The organism is cyanobacterium endosymbiont of Rhopalodia gibberula (assembly GCF_003574135.1).
Taxonomy (GTDB): domain Bacteria; phylum Cyanobacteriota; class Cyanobacteriia; order Cyanobacteriales; family Microcystaceae; genus Rippkaea.
In genome coordinates this window covers 422,214-440,000 of the sequence record NZ_AP018341.1, presented here as the reverse complement: position 1 = coordinate 440,000, position 17,787 = coordinate 422,214, and the positions used below count along the sequence as shown (strand labels likewise).

8 protein-coding genes and 1 pseudogene are annotated in these 17,787 nt (G+C 31.7%); 4 read left to right on the top strand and 5 right to left on the bottom strand.

Features of this window, described 5'->3' with window-relative positions; genetic code table 11:
- Positions 1-1,548 precede the first annotated feature (1,548 nt).
- From RGRSB_RS01380 to RGRSB_RS01370, 4 genes are all read left to right on the top strand, one after another.
- A complete protein-coding gene (locus RGRSB_RS01380) occupies positions 1,549-2,316 on the top strand; it encodes a M15 family metallopeptidase (protein WP_119259509.1) in 768 nt (255 codons plus the stop codon).
- A 14-nt stretch (positions 2,317-2,330) separates the two neighbouring features.
- The gene (locus tag RGRSB_RS01375; protein WP_119259508.1) at positions 2,331-3,194 is read left to right on the top strand and encodes an SWIM zinc finger family protein; all 864 of its coding nucleotides are present in this window, start codon (positions 2,331-2,333) and stop codon (positions 3,192-3,194) included.
- Between the two features lie 1,344 nt (positions 3,195-4,538).
- Positions 4,539-4,679: a hypothetical protein gene (locus tag RGRSB_RS09940; protein WP_172582009.1), complete on the top strand. Its 141-nt coding sequence runs from the start codon at positions 4,539-4,541 to the stop codon at positions 4,677-4,679.
- 561 nt (positions 4,680-5,240) lie between these two features.
- Positions 5,241-6,524: an ATP-binding protein gene (locus tag RGRSB_RS01370; RefSeq protein ID WP_119259507.1), complete on the top strand. Its 1,284-nt coding sequence runs from the start codon at positions 5,241-5,243 to the stop codon at positions 6,522-6,524.
- A 2,540-nt stretch (positions 6,525-9,064) separates the two neighbouring features.
- On the opposite strand, the gene argH is transcribed toward RGRSB_RS01370, so the two are convergent.
- From argH to RGRSB_RS01345, 5 genes and pseudogenes are all read right to left on the bottom strand, one after another.
- Positions 9,065-10,462 carry an argininosuccinate lyase gene (argH, locus tag RGRSB_RS01365; protein ID WP_119259506.1) on the bottom strand — a complete coding sequence of 466 codons (1,398 nt, stop codon included), beginning with the start codon at positions 10,460-10,462 and terminating at the stop codon, positions 9,065-9,067.
- Positions 10,463-11,075: 613 nt separating this feature from the next.
- Positions 11,076-11,180 (bottom strand): annotated as a pseudogene (locus RGRSB_RS11015) (transposase); the annotation flags it as partial.
- Positions 11,181-11,608: 428 nt separating this feature from the next.
- On the bottom strand, positions 11,609-13,027 hold the full coding sequence (locus RGRSB_RS01355) for a PP2C family protein-serine/threonine phosphatase (protein ID WP_119260905.1): 1,419 nt from the start codon (positions 13,025-13,027) through the stop codon (positions 11,609-11,611).
- A 424-nt stretch (positions 13,028-13,451) separates the two neighbouring features.
- A complete protein-coding gene (locus tag RGRSB_RS01350) occupies positions 13,452-14,477 on the bottom strand; it encodes a hypothetical protein (protein WP_145961876.1) in 1,026 nt (341 codons plus the stop codon).
- A gap of 350 nt (positions 14,478-14,827) precedes the next feature.
- Positions 14,828-15,760, bottom strand: a complete 933-nt coding sequence (locus RGRSB_RS01345; RefSeq protein ID WP_119259503.1) for a glycosyltransferase family 2 protein — start codon at positions 15,758-15,760, stop codon at positions 14,828-14,830.
- Positions 15,761-17,787: the final 2,027 nt, after the last annotated feature.

The following is a 17,787-nucleotide window of genomic DNA, read 5'->3' as shown; positions in this document are numbered from 1 at the left end:
AAAATTATTTCATTCTATTTTAACAGATTTTATTGCAGAAATTAAGAAATTTATAAAATAAAATACTCTTGATAAGATGCAGCAATAAATTGAACTATAAGAACTAATTATTAAGCCTATAAAACATATAATACTAACACTAGTAAGTCAATAAAAAATAGAGACTGATTAAATTGCTTTAGAATTGTAATTAATCCAAACTTATTTCCTATAAATTATCATTTTTTATTATTCTAGTTTTAAAAAAAATAAAGTTTGTGAGTGCAATAATCACGTTAACATCCTTAAACAATACCCATACTTGATATCAAGAACAAAAAGCCAAAATAAACGCTTCTGCTAAACATTAATCGCACGCAGCGTGATCGAAATCTTGAGGACAAGATCGCAATTTATCTAAATGTAGGTTAGAGTTTTCCCAAAAAATAAGAAATCAGCGGTTGCTTTAGCTCTCTCAACTTTAAAAAAAGTAACGATGATGTGAAATTAGTACAAACTGTATATCTCTTAAATATTTTCTTATAAACTAGAGAATACAATTGTAGTGTCTTAAACAGAATCAGCAAAAACTTCAAATTGTTTCTGCTCTTAATAATCTTATACAAGTTGTTTTTAACACCGAAACCTCACATATAACCGCAGGAAATTGACTGTTCCATTGTATCTAAACCCAGAGTGATATAAATTTATTCAATGGTAATTGATGGGCTAATTTCCTTAGAGATTTTCCAGCAGTACAGGTTAAATTTATGAGAGTTATGGAGAACTATATAATAGCTTTGGTAACGAAACTATAGGTATATTCATCGATATTTGACACCACAATTAAAATTATCTATACTTTTTTAAAGTTAGTAATGATGGTTGTGTCTTTAGTTGTTGATGTATTTTTTACATTAATCTTTTATCCAGCTGAGGTTAAAAACTCCAGTAATATCAAATGATTTTTAAACAGCATAAGCAACTACTGCTAAAATTTCTTAATTCCGTCTCTGATACATTTGATAACCGATATGTTTCATTTAAGACAAAGATTGCTATATTTAATAGAGTTAGCCAGAAAAACAGCTTCATAATCAAGAATATTCATGGTTGAGAAATGGGGATAGATTTAATTATTTCTAGAAATTTTACTTAGATTGTCAACTCCACCTGACAAATAATCCAGAAAAACAGGCGAATTGATTATCATTTAATGTTTATTCAACATCTTGCTAAATTTTAATCAATAAATTCATTATAAATAGTCAGTACAATTGAAGGTTAACTATAGAAACAAAGAAACAGTGATATTTTCCAAAGTTATATTTCTTAATGTAGAGATTAAAAAATCTGAACTAAGTAATAGAAAAAACTCAATTAAATGTTCAATAAAGCTATCTGTCATTCATTGAAGGACTGAATGAGACACGATTGACAAATTTACTCATTGCTGTCAATCTGCCACACTAAATTGAAAGTTTTTATAAAATTGGCAAATACAAGAGTAGACAAAAAACGATAATACATCAACAATGTTCAATGAACTATTAATTATACGATCATGACATGAATGATATTCCAGAGGCTTTAAGGGAAACTTCTATCAGTCAAGCTAAGATACAATCAAAACGAAGATTGTTAGTGCGAAGCATCCTAGGAATAGGGACTATTCTAATTTTAGGGGGGGCCTTCTTCCTGCGTCTAATGTCCTCACCATCAACCACCTCCTCATCTTCTACAACTTCTGTTAGACTTTCTCCTGCCCCCAAATCAATTCCAGTGGTTAATCCTTCTCCTGAGCAGTTAGAAAATGTTCTTGGACATTTAGAATATAAACAAGCTCCCATATCAGAGTTAAAAGCAATTACTTCTGACGGACGCGTCCGGTTACGCCATAATGCGGCTGAGCAATTTATAGAAATGCAAAAAGCAGCTCGATATCAAGGAGTTGTTCTGACTCCTATTTCAGGATTTAGAACGGTTTCTGAACAAAACTACTTATTTTTTGAAATCCAACGGCAACGGAACCAAAATCCTAGTGAACGTGCTGAAGTGAGTGCACCCCCTAACTACAGTGAACACCATACCGGATATGCGGTAGATATTGGCGATGCTAAAATCCCTGCTACCCATTTAAGCCTTGATTTTGAGAAAACAGCTGCTTTTAGCTGGCTAAAAAATAATGCTGCTAAATACAGTTTTGAGCTGTCTTTTCCGCCTGATAACGACCAAGGCATTAGTTATGAACCCTGGCACTGGCGATATGTGGGGGATCAAGAAAGTTTAGAGACTTTTTATAGAGCTAGGAATTTACAGCAACCCCTTTCTGACTAAAAGACAATAAGATTATGACTAATCCTAATTTATCAAACGGTAACGCAACTTTCTCTCACAAAGAATGGTGGGTAGAACGTTGGTTAGAATTGCTGGATTCTTATAGATTTAAAAAGCGATTAGAACGGGCGAGAATTTATGCAAGAGAAGGAAAAATTTTAAGTATTGAATTTAAAAAAGCAAAAGTATTTGCAAAAGTCCAAGGTAGTGACATTAATCCCTATCAAGTATCACTTTCATTAGTTCCTTTTACTGATGAAGATTGGCATTATATTATTGAAAGTTTGGCAGAAAAAGCAATTTTTTCAGCCGAATTATTGGCTGGAAAAATGCCAGAAAATATTGAAGAAGTTTTTATTAAAAATGGACTTAGTGTCTTTCCTTTTACCTTGTCAGATATTAATGCTTGTTGTAGTTGTCCTGACAAAGCCAACCCTTGTAAACATATTGGAGCAGTTTATTATCAATTAGCCGAGTATTTTAGTGAAGATCCTTTTACAATTTTTAAATTAAGAGGACGGACAAAGGAGCAAATTCTTGACGCTTTACGTCAGCTACGCCTTCAGAAACTTAATCAACAGAAAGTCCTAAAATTAACGAAAAATAAGAATAGCTTAACAGAAATAACAGAAACGTCAAATCACCAAGCAGAAGAATTTAAGACTTTAGATCTTACTAAATTTTGGCAGTATAAGGGAGGATTAGATTCTTCACTAATCGTGATTGTTCCTCCATCTGATGATCAAACAGTATTAAATATTTTAGGAAGGATTACTTTAACTTATGAAGAAGCACGAATCGCTCAACAGTATCTACAACAAGTTTATAAAAATATAAGTCAATATGCAGTAATGGAAGCATTAAATCGGAAAATCTAAAATAGATAGAAATTAACAGAATAATTAAGTTAAATTCTCTTTAATTTTAGAAAAAATTGATAGTTTAATAGTGTCCATAACAACAATAAGAAACGTCATTAATAGAAAAAATATGTAAACTAGCTTCATTAAAATACTTTAAAACTTCACAGTTTATAGATAATTTCGATGAGAATAATGATTAAAAGTAACAAAATAATATTGAATGATAATCCAAAATCCTATTTTAGATTTCCAAAGGTTAACAAACAAGTGATACTGTGGGTTTAGTTAGATACTTTTACTATGAGAATACTAAGATTTGACTCATCTTAACGACTGGAATTATAGTCCAATTGATGAATGCAGAGAATATTAAAAGTTTAATTGATGTTGTGATCTTTGTCACAGGTTTAAAGAAAATCAAATATCTTCTAATTTTGCTATATTAATAAATAAGCAATAAAATCGTTTAACGAACAATAATATTGAAACTTTCTTTAGTTAACTATTGTTTGAATTCTTCAACTCATAACCGTTCGAGGTGATCGCCATAAACATAAATATTCTACTGATTGATTAGTATAGAAATTTTTATTTACTTTTCCTAAGAAACCTGGACTCTAATGAGTAAACTCATCATGATTAACTCGATAAATAAGTAAAATCGCTTCCCAAAGAACTCTCCAATCATCACAAGTAATTAACACTTTAAACTTTCCCCAGCTAATTGCCGACCCCAGCAGGCTCCGATCACAGCTCCAACTTCTGTAAAAAAATTAATAAGGATTAACTATTATGCAAAATATATCCTACATTTTTGTTTCAAAAGCTGTAGGATATATTTTTTAGAGAAAATTACATATTGTTTCATTAGAAACACTAAATAACTTACTTGACTCCAAAGGCTATTTGACATATTTTTATATTTTTATTCATGGATAAAAGTAACTGTTAATTGTCTATTATGTATCCATGTTTAATTTAAATAAATAGAGATTTATTGTGACTTTATGACTATCTTTTTATTTTAAATAAACCAAAATTTTAGTAAAAATTATTGTATTCTAGAGTAAGGACGATCAGATAAAAACTAAAAATCAGGTTAGTTTAAATATCTTCCAGTATGAAAATTGCTTATTTATTAAATCAATATCCGGCTATTAACCATCATTTTCTTCAACGAGAGTTTTAGCTTGTTAAGCTTTCAGAGTGCTTATTACTCGATTCTCTTGAGAATTATATGTTGGTAAGGTTCTGAGTACAGATCGTTATTTAGAACCAAAAAGTATCACTAACAGGGAAGTCTATACAAGCTCTTTATTTATTAATAATACCTGATAATACTAGTGCTAAATTAGTTTTTTGAGAAAAAATAAAGTTCGTTGTACTGGTTTACTTTTTTTAGAACTTCCCTACTTATTAGGAGAAATAGGAATGGCTGTTCCTTGGTCTTTTATTCAAAAAACATCTTTGGCTAGTGAAAAATATGCAATTAGGAATTGATTTAGCTCTAGCAGGATCTTCTGTTCTGTCCTAATGTTCAAGTAATAGGTATTCTTCCCGAATAAAGTCACACTGCAAAAATTTAAATAACTCGTCGATGACAGGGTTATCTTCAAACCCTTTTAACTCAAGTTCCTCGATTAACTAAAGTCGCAATAGTCTAAGGACATTTTCATTTACTTGTCCTAGCTTTAGAACTTAGTGTTCTCTCGTTGTCATTATTAGTAGTTTTATGGACAGGGAGTATAATGATAATGTTAATCGCCGGATTTATAGGTATTTCCTGGCTAACGTTAATAATATTGACTATAGCCGGCATTTTGTTAACAGTAGACATTTTCAGTGGTTTGGTTAGATTTGGACGTAAAGATATTTACGCTTTAACATTATCAACAATCCCGTTATATCTGCTGTAGAAAATTCCTCTATATTTGGAGTTTATACTACCATAATCTAAGTCGATTAGAACAGAAAGAAATTAAAAAGCTCCTATTTGTTGGGAGTACTTATTCACAGATATTTACTTTTAAATTTACAGAAATAAGTCCTATAGTCAACTCAATGCATAAGTTAAACCAGTTTAAGTATTTTCTATACCCTCAAATATCATCCTTACTCCTTTATCAATCACTTTTAAAAAGTGAAGTTGGTCAAACTTTTATTTCCTTGTTATATTCCCTCTACTTTAGAGATAAAAATACCTTAAGTTTAGAGTCTTTAAAAAATTATGGATTTTTTTTTAAAGCTTTAGCAAAAATAGGAAAAAGTTGGCAAGATTATTTAATTAGTGAGATTTTGATCAATGAAAATCCTTTTAGTCAACAGGTCCAATTAATTCCTTATCAGGAATTATCTAAACCCTTGATTGATGCAGTTAAACATGATCTAAACATTCTACAGATTATTTATAATTGTCCAATTCAACAAATTGCTGAATGGGTAAAAAAATCCACATTGATAGACTATGTTCCTGTGGCTTGGGAAGTAGAGAATATTGATAATACTTTTTTACACCGATCTAATAATTGGCAAGATACAATAGAACAATTAGCTGACCATTATAATCGACAAGGAACAGGTATTCTCGCTACATATAAGGTGTTGAAATGGGAAAAAGAACAATTAATAGGAATTAATAATCCAGATCCAGTTAGATTAACTGAGATTGTTGGTTATGAGCCACAAAAGGAAACATTAATTAAAAATACAGAAATTCTATTGGCTGGTTATGCTGCTCTTAATGTTTTACTATATGGAAGTCGGGGCTCGGGTAAGTCTTCTTTAGTTAAGGCGTTATCAAATAAATATAGTAGTCAAGGATTGAGATTGATCGAAGTAAGTAAATCTCAATTGAGTCACTTGCCTTGGATAGTCGATAAATTGAGGGATTATCCTCAAAAATTTATTGTTTTTGTTGATGATTTATCTTTTGAGGACGACGATGATACTTTTAAATCATTAAAGGTTGTTTTAGAAGGAAGTGTGACTGCTAGAGCTGACAATGTTGTGGTTTATGCTACTTCTAATAGGAGACATTTAATTAGAGAACTTTTTGGTGATCGTCCCCAACTTAGTGAGTCTGATGAAGTCCATGCTTGGGATACTGTACAAGAAAAATTATCTTTTAGTGATCGCTTTGGTTTAACTTTAACTTTTGAACCGGCAAATCAAGAAAAGTACCTCACAATTGTTAATCATTTAGCCCAACAAATAAAACTTAACTTGCCTCAAGAAGCATTAGAATTTAGAGCAAAACAATGGGCAATTAAGCAAAATGGACGTTCAGGAAGAACCGCTAAACAATTTATCCATTTTTTACAAGGAGAATTAAAGGTTCATAGTTAATAGTATTGAACAAGTAATCGCTAATTTAGATAGTATCTAAATTAGCGATTACTTGTATGCATAAAAAGCTGTAGTAGTAACCTTAAACTTGATATATTGCCATCCGTCTAATCTTTTATTCATGTAAAAATTAACACTGATTCCCCAAGAAGAATTATAGTATTTTGAGCAAGTTAACCAATGATCATATAAAAAATATGATTTTAATCTATCTTTTTTGTTCTCCATATGGGAAAAAATTAAATTCATAAATTAGAGCCACAGAACCTGATTATTTGTTTAATTTTTTATAAAAATAAGATTTGATTGAAACAAAATTATATAAACGATTAGAGTTATTAGACATTTACTATCTTTGATTTAGAATTAAGAATATTTAACTGCAGTTAAACCACATCAGAAGCAAAACATCGTAGTCTATGCTAAATTTTAGTGGGTACTTACTTTTCAAAAAAAAATTTAGTACGATTCCAATATCAGCTCAAACGCTTACTATAAGATTGTTTGATAAGCAACACAATATCCTGGATTTGTTAAAGACTTGAAGAATTATCCTAAGTTGGAATCGATATTCTATTCGCTTTACACCCTAAATCTAGAATCCATAGTTGGATATATCTAACCTATGTACAAACTTTCCATTTGAAAAGAAGAAGATTGTTACAATAACATTAACAGAATATAATTTACTTTGACAATGTCAGGAAGCGAATAAAGATGTTTGGGAAACAGATGTTAGTAGAGAGTTTTAGGTAGTAAAGTCTTAAAAGAGAATAGTTGAGACGGATGCTTACCATACTCATTCAAGTGATTCTAATAAGATAAAAGTTTATAAAACTTATTTATTACCCCAGATTAGGAACAAAGGATTAATAATAATTTTTATTAAAGGGATTAAAAAAATTATTATTAATTGAAATAAAATTTAATAAGAACAGTTAGTTCTTTTGAAAGAACTGTTGACTCATATAAAAATTATAGTTATCGAGCTTTCATAGAGATAGAGACGACAAATACGATCTCTAATTAAGTTTTAAGTCAAGGTAAATAGACATCAAAAACAAATTTATAGAAGGTGTTATCTAGATAAATTAAAGTTTAAAAAACATAAAAAATAGTTTGACTAAAGAATGAAATTGTACAATATATATTTCTAACAGAATGAGAAAACCTAACAACAAGATCAATAAATAAACTCAATAACTGATTTAAAAATACCATATCATTTATTGTCTCTTTAGACCTTAGAAAATAACAAAGATTATAGAATTATTTACCTATAATTGAAGAGAATTACCTTTAATTAGAATAGAATAACTCAATATTGTAGAACAATTGCTGTAATAAAATAATGATACTGCTTGACAAAAATTGAGTACTTACTTGCAGAAAAAATGAGTGTTAGTGTTAGTATTTTCGTTATATGTCGTTTAATCCAAAAACTTAACTTAACCACAAAAAATACTTTACATCTTTAAAGCTTACACATATAGAGTGTAAACTTTGAGACGAAATATTAAACGATACTTAAACAAATAAAACTTTTATACCTAGTTTTTATTATGGAGAAATAAGGAAATTTTCTTTATTTTTAAAACAGAAGTATTGATACTACAATAGTAGACAAAGATTTGTGTAATTATGGCTAATTTATCAGCTCATAAAGTAGTAAAAGTTAGAGAAATGATGGAATCTATAGGAGAATAAATCGTCCTTTCATCTATATATATTCCCCTAATTTCAACTTCATTGAAAACCGTTGAGTAAAAATTACAGAATATTTGCCAATTCAAAAATCTGAAAACTTTAAAGGTTTCAATGAAACAATTGATTTAGTATACCGACAAAGAAATAATTTGCTGATTTACTCACTGCCGTCATTATGAGCTCCCTAGTTAAATTAAAATCCTCTATTGAGGTAACGGGTAACAGGAAATACCGGAAGATGTGTGACAAGGGATTGAACCCACTGTTGATACTACTTATCGTAAAAAGTCAGAGATATTAAACTGACTTATTAAGACAGAAAAAGTAACAGTTCCAACAGACTCTAATTCTAACTCAAATTTCCACTGTTGCCATTATATTCATTCGTCCTCTTGAAGGGATATAATGGCACGAATTTCCGTGGATCGTATTTCCTCTAAATTTTAAACCATAATCACCAATCCTCGTAAATTATCTTTTATCGCTAAAGTTTTGACCACATCTGCTTCGATATATGGAAACGAACTTTATGATTTTGATGAAGAGAAGAATAAATCCCGACTAAACTGCAAATTTGCAACAATTCCAGTCTGATGTATCTTAAGAATTCCTGTTTATTTTTGTTAAGATACCTTCTCCTTAGTCCACAAATCTTCTAGAAACTCTCCACCGTCTTGTCCCTCTTAGTCGCATAAATACAATACGTTCATAAGGAAGAAGGAGAATAATGGTTGCTTAGGTTACGAGGTAAGAAAATGAGAAATAACTCCCATTATGATTTCAATATATCGCCGTAACTAAATTTATAGGAACAAAAGATTAAGACTGAGATCTTAATGTCGTTGGGAAGACTTTATTTGTGCTTTCGCCCTTGCAATAGCTTGGCAAATTTGGTTAAAACCAGTTCCACCATAGCTATTACGAACTGCTACTACTTGTTTAGGGGCGATTACCTCGTAAATATCAGCTTCAAATAAAGGATGTAAGGCTTGCCATTCTTCTAGAGATAAGTCTTTGAGTAGCTTACCCGATGCTAGACTAGTTTTGACTACCTTCCCTACTAAATTATAAGCCTCCCGAAAAGGAATTCCGCGGACAGCCAAATAGTCGGCTACGTCCGTTGCATTGGAAAAGTCCTCGGCTACTGCTTGGGCTAAACGTTCTTGACGAAACTCAATGCCTTCTTCTAAAAAAATCGTCATGGCTTCTAAACAACTTTTAACTGTTGCTACCCCGTCAAAAATTCCTTCTTTGTCTTCTTGGAGATCCTTATTGTAAGCTAAAGGCAGTCCTTTCATTACAACTAGCATTCCTTGTAAATGGCCAAAGACTCGTCCAGTTTTTCCTCGGACTAATTCAGGGACATCAGGATTTTTCTTTTGGGGCATAATACTTGACCCCGTGGCACAGCTATCAGTAAGGCTGATGAACTTAAATTCATGGGAAGCCCAAAGAATTACTTCTTCACTTAGACGGCTAAGATGAACCATAATCAAACTAGCAGCATTGAGAAACTCGATGGCAAAATCACGGTCACTCACTCCGTCCAAACTATTGCCATAGATCCCTTCAAATTCTAATAGTTCGGCACTGTAACTACGATCAATGGGAAATTTTGTTCCTGCCAATGCACCACATCCTAAGGGGGAAATATTTGTCCTAGCGTAAATTTCTCCTAACCGTTCCCAGTCTCGTTGTGCCATCTCGAAATAAGCTAATAAATGGTGAGCTAAACTGATCGGTTGTGCTCGTTGTAGATGGGTATAACCTGGAATAAGGGTTTCTACATGATTTTGAGCATGATTGAGTAAGACCTGTTGAAAATCCCGTAATTGACTCCGAATTTGATTAATTTGATCTCGTAGATAAAGACGAATATCAGTCCCTACTTGATCATTACGTGATCTCGCTGTGTGAAGTTTTTTGCCGACATCCCCCACAATGTCCGTTAAACGCCTTTCCACCGCAAAATGAACATCCTCTTGGTCAATTCCAGGGGTAAATTCTCCGTTGTAATATTCTTGACGAATTTTTTCTAGTCCTTGCACTAATTGTTGTGCTTCATTCTCAGCAATAATTCCTGTATGAGCTAACATTTTGGCATGGGCAATAGAACCTGTTAAATCATATTCAAGTAGTTCGATATCAAAGCCAATACTGGCGTTAAATCGAACAATGGAAGGATGAAGATTGCCTTCAAAGCGCTCACTCCATTTGTTTTGTTTGGTCACAGTAACCCCCTAGGTGGCAAAAATAAAAAATTGTTGTCAGAAGTTAATTAAGTTAAACTCTAATGAGTCATAAATTTTAAATCTGATGTGTTGTAATTCATTGATCTAAGAGAAATACTCTTTATATGATTATCCGTTATCATTAGTCAACCATTGGTTTACTATCGGCTTTTGACTAAAAATAAAGAGTTTAACCATCAGTAAAGATTCTAAATATATATCCTAGAACAAATTCAATATCCAAAGTCTAAACTTGACCGGACTTTATAAAATCTTTCATACTTACTTTAATGCTTAAAACTTTCTAATAATGTAAGTATTTTCAATATTTTGAGATACGATACAGTCCAACTCAATGTAAGTTCAACTAGATTTAAAAACACGGTTGTTATTCTCAATATCTAAATCGAAACACGACGAGGTTGACGATCATCCAGAACAGTAACTACCAATAATTAAGACTGCAATGGTAGTGCAACAAAAACGGCGAGGGGTGAAAGCTGACTTACCTTTTGACTATAAATAGAAAGAAAGTTTTTCTGATAAGTGGGGATTAAGCTGTCAGTCGAGTAAAAGGGCTAAAAAAACAGTCCCAAACACTTTAATCTTTCTAATGTTCAATCACAGAGACATTTTTGAGTGGATCTTTAATTGTTTCAATCAAAGAATACTTACAAAGCAAAATTTTATCAATCAGGTTCACTAACTTTTGCTTGATTTAATTCTTTTAAGTATTTAGTTCTTAAAAGAATTCTGGAATAATATGTCCTTGGTCTCTAAAAAAAATTGCCAATTGAATATTGTTTCAACTCAGGTATTAATTTATAGTTATCTGTGTCGTCTAGAGTTAACTTGAAGGACAACAACTTGGATCGCTTTTTAATAAAAGCGATCCAAGTTACAAAATACTCCAGCAAGTATCAAGATGAAATATTATGTCCAAAATATCAAAGCTTAATAAATTATATTCTCCAGTATAAAGTTATTGCCTAGTCATTTCTTCGTTAATTTTTGTCGAACTTACACTTGTTCAACTAGTTGGTGTACAGCCAGAGACAAACTGTTATGCCAAGTAAATAGAGCTATAATTCCCAGACTTATAGTGGGATCAAACAGTACCGTCGAAAAATCCCCCATAAATGAGACTTACTCCGATAATTTCACCTGCATGACGATTAAAGTCATATCATCACCGTTATTATTTCCTGTCCCAATGAACTGTTCAACTGTTTTAAATAAGTAATTGAGAATAGTCTGAGGACTATCACATTCGCGACAAGCCGTTTGAAAAGCAGTAATCAAATTATCTTCGTAAAAGCGATCACCTTTTAGGTTAACCGCATCAGTTAGTCCGTCGGTGTAATAAAGGACAATATCTCCTGGAGTTAACTGAACCCTTCCATCCCCATACTCAGAATTAGGATCTAATCCAATTAACATTCCTTCGGTATCGAGTCTTTCAATCTCTTGTGTAGCGTACTGCCATCGCAGAGGAGGGTTGTGGGCTGCATTGCTAAAAGAGAGAATACGAGTTTTGGGATCATACTCCGAATAAAAAAGTGTTACAAATCGATTGGAGTTCTCTAAATCAGCGTACATAACTCGGTTGAGGTGTTGGAGGATTTGTCCAGGAGAGTTACGGTTTAATACCTCTGCCCGAAGCATTCCTCTCGTCATAGTCATGATCAACCCGGCAGGAACTCCTTTTCCCATCACGTCTCCAATGACAATACTCCAAGGAACACAATGAGCTGATACTTGTCCTTTGCTGTCTTGATCCTGACGGAGTTGATCATAGTTAGTCGGGATAAAATCATAGTAGTCACCTCCAACCCGGTTAGCAGTTTGACAATGTGCTGCTAACTCTACACCATGAATATTTGGGTATTTGCGTGGTAGTAAACGTAACTGAATTTCAGAAGCAATTTCCAACTCGCGATCCTGTCGTTCTTTGGATCGTAATTCTACCGTTAATTCATTATTAGCAATAGCAACAGCTGTTTGATCAGCCACCAATTGGAGTAATCTCCGTCGGGTTTGAGTCCAAATGTATTGAGGATCAGCACTAAAAACGTAAAGCCGCCCTCGTTCTATATTTTTGACTAAAATTGGCGTATTATACAGACGAATTTTTGTCCCCATTTCATGGCGAATTTGTTCGTCTAGGGAAACCGCCAGGCTGCGAGTAACTGAGGCGTTGCTGTTAGCCTGATTAATGACACTAGTCAGGACCTCTTGAATCTCCAGCTCGATTTGATGATTTTGACAATGTAACTGTTCTAAGGAGACTTGACCATTTGCTTTATAGAGAATCAAGGCACTTCCATCAGCATCAGTCACCCTTGCTGTCATCAAAGGGGTTAGTTCTAAAAACTGATTGAGATTATTAAAACTTCGTAGGGCAAACCCTAACGAACTTAATAAGTTTTGAATTTTGTTTTGTTCTCGATAAAGATTAGCAACAAGTTCTTTCAGCGCAAAAACAGGAGTGGCGTCGGTTTTGAGACCACAAGTTGGTGTGTTTTGGGCAAAAGGAGGCTGGCGGTGAATAGGCACAGCAGTAATGACATCAGACGGTAAAGGTATCAAGTGTTTTGATCTTAGACCCTCAGCGTTGAGGAAGAGTAATTGTCTAGTGAGGCAGTCTATCTTAAACGCACTAGGCTTGAAATGTTAGTTTTTTTAGTTGAGGTTAACTTTAACCGTAATTATGACTGGTTAATCATAACGTTAATTCGTTAGATTGCCAATAAATATCTTATAAAAAGTTTTATTGCAAGTTTCCTAACAAGTAAAAAATCCCATAAACTTTCTCCTGGGAATTGAATATCTATAACAAATATCTAGGAACGGGAGTCTGTTGTCGAAGACTTCAGAATCTCTTCAAGATTATAATCTTAAAGAGATTCTGAAATCACTTGTCAGGTTATTGTTATTGGATTATGTCATTCTGATTGTTGTCATTAACCTGCTCAAACAGATTATTTTGTTAAGACTTGTTTTTGTCATCTGTTAACAGGTTCGTCAAATTTTCCTCAGACTCTTCTATATCTAGAAAACTGGAAAAAATTTCATCAGAGTCGCGGGTTGTCTCTTTTGTTTCTGATTCAAAAAAATCGACATAAGAATCTTTTTTCGTTTTTGTGAAAGCCTCCGATAAGTCTTCGGTCGTTTCTTCATCAGTAGACAACATCTCAAAAAAGTCTAGATCATCAGATTTTTTTGCTTGAAACAAGTTAGAAACCCTTTTTTGGGTTCCTTCTCCACTCTGTTCTAATGATAGAGCTTCAGTGGTGTCATGAACGAAGTCTTCTGATAAGTTATCAGGATTTTTTTTAGGAAAGTCTGGAAGTTCTTCCATAGGTTGGAATTCCTCAGTATCAGAGGCTGATACGACTTTTTCTAATAAACTTTCTGAGTTTAGTGGTTCATAAGTCTCTTGGTTCTTCCACTCATCTAAGGTCAAGTCTTCTTCGTCATAGGCTTTTTCTAACTCATTAATAGCTTGCTGATGAGCTTGTTGCTGTTCTTGCAGTTGAGTTTGATAAGTTTGCTCGATTTCTTGGATTTGTGCCTGGTTGGTTTCTGATACTGGAGTAAACCTTTGCACTTGTTGCAGCGTTTCTTGAAGTCGAGCTTGATAAGTTTGTTCGAGTACCTCAAGTTGAGTTTGATAAGTTTGCTCGATTTCTTGGATTTGTCGTTCGTTCTGTTCTAATTCAGTTAGTCTAGTTTTAGCTTGTGACAGTTCTTCTGACTGTTCCTGATAGGATTGCTCGAGTGCTCGTACTTGAATTTGATAAGATTGTTCAATCTCTTGCATCTGCGATGGAGATTGCCGTAGTTGTTTGATTTCTTGTGCTTGTTGTTGCTGAAGTACTTCAGCTTCTTTTAGGGCTTTTGTACTTCTTTCTAATTGAGCTTCGAGTTTGCGCTCCTTGGAGGAGGTTGATAGAAAAATACCGATAACTCCTCCGATAATTAAACCTACAACAATGCCAATCGCAATACTCATTTCATTATTGTCTCCAAAGTAGGGGTAATTAATTTCCAATATGCCCAGAAGTTTCACTTAAATCAATAAGTTATCACTTATGGAACAACTTAGTTTTCAACGAACTTTGACAATGGCTGCTATTATTTCCATAATCTTGGACATAGGCCTTTCCATCAGCCTATTTGTAACGAAAGTTTTCATATTTTCCTTAAAACTATTTATCCAAAATGGAGAAGATAGAAGGCAGAAAACATAAAAGAAAACTAGTTTACTACTGAATTTAAAGAATTAATTCTGTCCTAACTTTTACCTCGATATCTATATTTAGATAAGGAATATGTTTAAAATTCATAAGTTTTATATACCACTTAAGTTTTCAATTCTTTATAAGCAGTATAAACTCCGCGAACATTATACCAATTTAGAAATATTCGAGCGATCTCTAGGGCAAGTTGCGGTTTTCCTTGATTAATTAACCATTGTAAAACAGGTGCAAGCGTACGTTCATTAAGACTGCCTTCTAAAGATAAAAATCCCCATAATAAACGGTGTAACCAAGTCATTTGGATCATTAATCTAACCTCCCAAGTAGGGTGTTTCTGATAGAAAAGAATTCCCATCTTACCCCGTTGAATTTCTTTGTCGATTAAGCTAGGTATTTGATCCAAATCAAAAGACGGATGCCAATGGTAACCGACTGCTTTGGGACACTTAACTAATTTTAGTCCTAGTTGTTTGAGTCGTACTCCTAATTCCAAATCTTCCCATCCATAAAGTTGAAATCTTGTATCGAAAACTCCCACTTTTTCCAACCATTCACGGGCAATTGCTACATTACCAGTAGCAAAATATGCTGCAGAAAAATCAGTGATTTTATAATGTTCTGAGGTAGGATTATCAAAGTTACAAGTATTAATCACCGCACCGTAAGTAAATAATTTTTTATTTCCTAATTCTTTTTCTCCTTTAATTAAAGCATTAGCATGGGACTGGATAAATGTCTCAGTTACAACTAGATCACTATCGATGAAGATAATTGTATCACCTTGGGCTTTTTCTATCCCTAAATTTCTTGCTGCAGCAGGACCTAGATGATTTTGAATAAAGAGACGCACATGAGGGAATTCTGTGGTATTTTCTGCTAGCCATTCTAGGGTATTATCTGTCGAGCCATCGTCAACTAAGATAACTTCATAGTTACTCACTTTATCATCAGTTAATTGCTGATTTTCTAAGGCTCTTAGGCACTTTTCTAGGATAGGTTTTCGATTGTAGGTGGGAATAACAACGCTAAAAAACACAGCTTTTTTTCGGGGAATAGGGTGTAGTTAATAGTCTAACGAACTTTACCCGAAAGTTGCCCAATTTGTTCAGCACTCTGGACTCGGACTGTAGCATAGCATAGTTATCTACGATCATAAATTATCAACAGCTTATTGCCATCGTTTAAATTAATAATTAGATTAACAATAGGGCAAATCACGAGCGCTTAATTTTATAGGACTATTGAAAAATAGCAGTAAGATTCAGTTCAATCATTAACAAAACTTTAAATAATTAACAGTTTATGTAAAACAAAGTTTTGGTTGAACTATATCTTTGAAGTCATAAAAAATTAAGATTATATCCTAGTGTTTTAACTTTTTATCTAGAAATCCTAATCTATTTAGGGATTTCTGAATGAATTATAGTATATTAGCTTTATGCAATACTTAAGTAACAACACATTGAATTTTCTAGGTTACCCTCCATTATAAATCGGACCGTAATAAATACCTTCTGATTTTATTAAAATTACGATAATAAATAGTATATATAAGAAATATTATAATTGTTTTTATTCAATTTTTTGTATAAATAAATATTGCTAACTATATTATAAAATAAGTAAACCTGATCAGGAAGTTAATGGGGTTATAATATAGAGCTCATGATTAAAAGTCTCTTAAATTGTTTCTAAGTTCTACTTCTAGAGGAGATAGCAAGACTAAAGCAACTAATATACAAATCAATTTTTGATTAAGATTTAGATATTGTTTTCAATATTTGAAGTTTGAGAGTTAAGTTGATTTAGGTTAATTATGTTGTACTTATTTAGCAATAAAATACTATCTTGATTACTTTATTTTTTAAAATTTATATTTATTAGTTTTAGCTTTTTATTGATTAACAAAAGTACACTATAAAAAAATATAATATACAATACTTTATATTTTTTAGTTTTTGAAAATTAATCTAAATATTTACTTTCTCTAAATTAGAAATAGAAAAAACCTTTGTAGATACTAACTTTATCGTTATTTAAATTTTTTTAGATAAAATATTTAATTGTGTAGATATTTATTTGTGATACTCAATACTTTTATTTTTTAGATATAAAACCTTTACTATTTTTTAAATTTTTTTATTAATTTATAGGTATCCACTGTGAGAAAAAAAATAAACTTGATTCAACATATACTCATAGTTTTTCAATAAATATTCTGATATTTTTATCTATAAAAAATTACTATCTGATCTAAATTAGCTCTAATATGGTAAGTTATTTGGACAGTTAAAAATAAGTAGGCAATTCATATTGATTTTATAAAAAATATTTTTTTTATAAAATGTATAATTATCATTGTAAATGATATTGTATTACTCTATGGTCTTAAAATTGTAGTTAAATACATAAAATATCATCATAAATTAGTTGTATTTTAAGTTGTAATGTTTTTCAAAAAATCTTTAATAAGAAGTCAAGGTCAAGAAAAAATAGTCATAAAAAATCATAGTAGTACTTTGTATCAAAAATACACTAATTATTTTTAGAAATTTACCAAGGTTGAAATATTTATTTATTCAACTTTCAGACAGCAGTGGAAATAACCGTTAGTAAAAATACTTATAATAAGATATTTACTATCAGTACTATTAAAATTTACAAACTTAATTTCTGTTTTTTTTCTTCTTCTAATTTTAAAGATAAAAATATTATTATTAATATTTAACTTTCAATAAATCCTTTTTTTATAAAAAAAATAAACCTATTAGAGGACGTTAATACTCTTAATATAAAAGTAGAAAATTGAGGAGAAAGATTAGATAATTCAAAATTTATTAATCACAGTATACTTTTAATTTTGTCTTATTTTCTTGTTAGAAAACCTAGTCAAAAAATATTCTAATTTATTGATAGTTACTAACTTAAGTTTTAAGAAAAGTAGCCACAAAAATCAAAATATGATAAGTGTATTATTTTTGAGTTCTAACCTTTTAGAGATACAATAGTAACTGGAAAAAGTCTATCTAAAAAGTAATAACAATAATCTCTTTCTACAAAAGT